Here is a 2,874-nt window from a genome sequence, read left to right on the forward strand (position 1 = left end):
AACGCCGCGCGCGTGGACGAAGCCGTCGCGCAACTGCTGGCCAGCGGCCTCGGCGCCGAGGCGCTCGTTCTCGACATCACCGATGAGGCCGCCGTGGCCGCGGCGTTCGATGACATCGCGGCCCGTCACGGGCGGCTCGACATCCTCGTCAACAATGCCGGCGCACGCAATCGCAATTCGATGGCCCATCTCGATGCTGCTGACCTGCGCGAGATGCTGGAGACCAACCTCGTCGCGCCCTATGCGTTATGCCGTCACGCGGCGCAATGGATGCAGCGTGGCGGGTATGGACGGATCGTCAATGTCACGTCGATCGCCGGCCAGGTGGCGCGCGCCAATGACGTGCTCTATCCCGCCACCAAGGGCGGACTCGATGCGCTGACGCGTGCGATGGCCGCCGATCTGGGCCGCCAGGGCATTACCGTCAACGCCATTGCGCCGGGATACTTCGCCACCGAGCCGAATCAGGCGATGGTGGCCGACAAGACCGTGGCAGAGTGGCTGCGCAACCGGACGTCACTGGGCCGTTGGGGCCAGCCGGAAGAGGTGGCGGGTGCGGTGGTGTTCCTGGCTTCGCCGGCGGCATCGTACGTGACAGGGCAGGTGCTCGCCGTCGATGGTGGCTACCTCGGCCACTTCTGAGCCCAATCCTCTAGCGCCTGCCGCTCCGGTAATGCGCGCGCAGGCACTCCAGCATCGCGGTTGCCGCCGCCGAATCACCCCGGTCCTTGAGTCGTACCACGCAGATGTCGCGCAGCAGCGTGGGCATCTGCATGGGCCGGATGGCCAGCCCCTCGCGCCGGAACTGAAATAGCGCCAGCGCCGGCACGACCGAAACGCCCAGACCCGCCTCGACGAGCGCCGCCACGGTAGCCAGGTGCTCGACTTCCATGACCCCGTTCAACTTGAGCGGATGCAGTGCTGCATCCAGGTGCTGCCTCACGCTGCTGGTGCGGGATAGCTGGATGAATGGCAGTCCGGCCAGGGCTTGCGGCGTAACGCGGCGCTTCCCGGCCAGCGGGTGATCGGCCGGGCAGACCAGATGGAAGCTATCGCGCACCAGCGCTTCGACGCGCAGGTCGGCGTCCTGAGCCGGCGCGGGCGCCAGCGCGAAGTCGGCCTGCCCACGTCGCACCAACTCGATGCAGCCGTCGGCGAGCTGGTCGTGCAGTTCCAGCGCGATGCCGGGATATTGCTGGTGGAAGTTGGCCAGCAACGGCGGCAGGTCGCCGCCCGCCAGCGACGGTAGCGCCGCGATCGCCACGCGACCCTTGCGGCGCTCGGCATGATCGCGCAGGTCATCGAAGGCCGCTTCGAAATCGCCCAGCAGCCGACGCGCCATCTCCTCGAATCGGCGCCCGTCGGTGCTCAGGTCCACATGTCGCGTGGTGCGTTCGAAAAGCCGGCAGCCCGCCTGTTCCTCGAGCGTCTGGATCAACGCGCTGAATGCCGATTGGGACAGGTGGCACGCCTGCGCCGCGCGCGTGAAGTTGCGATGGGTGGCCAGCGCAACGAAAGCGCGCAGGTGCTTGACCGACAGGTTCGACAGCATGGTTCGGGTAGTGGAGATTTATCGGAAATACCGATAGATTAATCCAAATCATCCGTTTGTCAGCGAGAGTCTGCGAGACCTAGAATGGGTTCGCCGTCCTTTCCTTCGAGTTTCGGAAACGCCATGACTGTCCCCTTGCTGATCGGCTCCGGAGCCGGATTTTCCGGTGACCGCACCGACGCCGCCCTGCCCGTCGTGCGCACGCTGATTGCCGCGGGCGGACCTGCCGCGCTGATCTTCGAAACGCTGGCCGAACGCACGCTGGCACTTGCGCAACTGGCACGCCGCGACGATCCCGAGCATGGCTACGAACCGCTGCTGGACCAGCTCCTGACGCCGGTCCTTGGCTTGTGCCTGGCCAACGACATTCCGATCGTCGGCAACTTCGGCGCGGCCAATCCGCGTGCGGCGGCCCGCCGTATCGGCGAACTGGCGGTGGCGCTGGGCCTTCCCGCGCCGCGTGTGGCCGTGGTGGAGGGTGACGACCTGTCGCACGACGAAGGTCGCGCGCTGCTGCGCGGTATCGTCGGCGACTCTTTCCCGGAGGCGCGTTTCGTTTGCGCCAACGCCTACATCGGCGCGCAGGGCATTGCCGATGCGCTGCGTGACGGCGCGCAGGTGGTGGTGTGCGGCCGCGTGGCCGATCCCGCGCTGGCCGTGGGTCCGGCGATGGCGCACTTCGGCTGGGCCTGGGATGACTGGAATCGCCTGGCTGCTGCGACGATGGCCGGCCATCTGCTCGAATGCGGCGCGCAGGTCAGCGGCGGCTATTTTGCAGATCCGGGCATGAAGGACGTGCCCGATGTACACGCCGTGGGATTTCCGATCGCGCGGCTCGATGCCGATGGTGGCATCGAGATCTTCAAGGCGGCTGGCACCGGCGGCTGCGTGGATCTGCGCACCGTGAAGGAGCAACTTCTGTACGAGGTGCACGACCCCTGCGCCTACCTGACCCCCGACGTGGTCGCCGATATCGGCGAGGTGACCGTCGCGCAGGTCGGTCCGGATCGCGTAGCTGTCCGCAACATCCGAGGCCATGCGCGTCCAGACACGCTCAAGGTCAACCTGTTCTACCAGGGCGGCTGGATTGCCGAGGGCGAGATCTCGTATGCGGGCCCCAATGCAGCGGCGCGCGCGCGACTGGCGGCTGAAATCCTTGGTAAGCGCATGAAGGGTCTTGGTTTCGACGTGCCGATCCGCTTCGACCTGATCGGCGTGCTGAGCGTGTTTGCCGATGACGCCGGCGAGATGCTGGCGCGGCCACAGCCGCATGAGGCCGAGGCGCGCGATGTGCGCCTGCGCGCGGCGCTGGCGCACGAGGA

At 67.2% G+C, this 2,874-nt stretch carries 3 protein-coding genes; 2 read left to right on the forward strand and 1 reads right to left on the reverse strand.

Features of this window, described 5'->3' with window-relative positions:
• Positions 1 to 642, forward strand: a 642-nt coding sequence (locus tag D769_RS20335) for an SDR family oxidoreductase (protein ID WP_008648951.1), incomplete at its 5' end; no start/stop codon positions are given.
• Positions 643 to 652: 10 nt separating this feature from the next.
• Here the strand turns inward: D769_RS20335 and D769_RS20340 are convergent.
• Complete coding sequence (locus tag D769_RS20340) at positions 653 to 1,552, reverse strand: LysR family transcriptional regulator (protein WP_008648952.1); 900 nt, start codon at positions 1,550 to 1,552, stop codon at positions 653 to 655.
• Positions 1,553 to 1,675: 123 nt separating this feature from the next.
• On the opposite strand from D769_RS20340, the gene D769_RS20345 reads away from it, so the two are divergent.
• A partial coding sequence (locus D769_RS20345; protein WP_008648953.1) for an acyclic terpene utilization AtuA family protein occupies positions 1,676 to 2,874 on the forward strand: 1,199 nt, incomplete at its 3' end.

Origin of the sequence: Cupriavidus sp. HMR-1 (assembly GCF_000319775.1) — a bacterium.
Taxonomy (GTDB): domain Bacteria; phylum Pseudomonadota; class Gammaproteobacteria; order Burkholderiales; family Burkholderiaceae; genus Cupriavidus; species Cupriavidus metallidurans.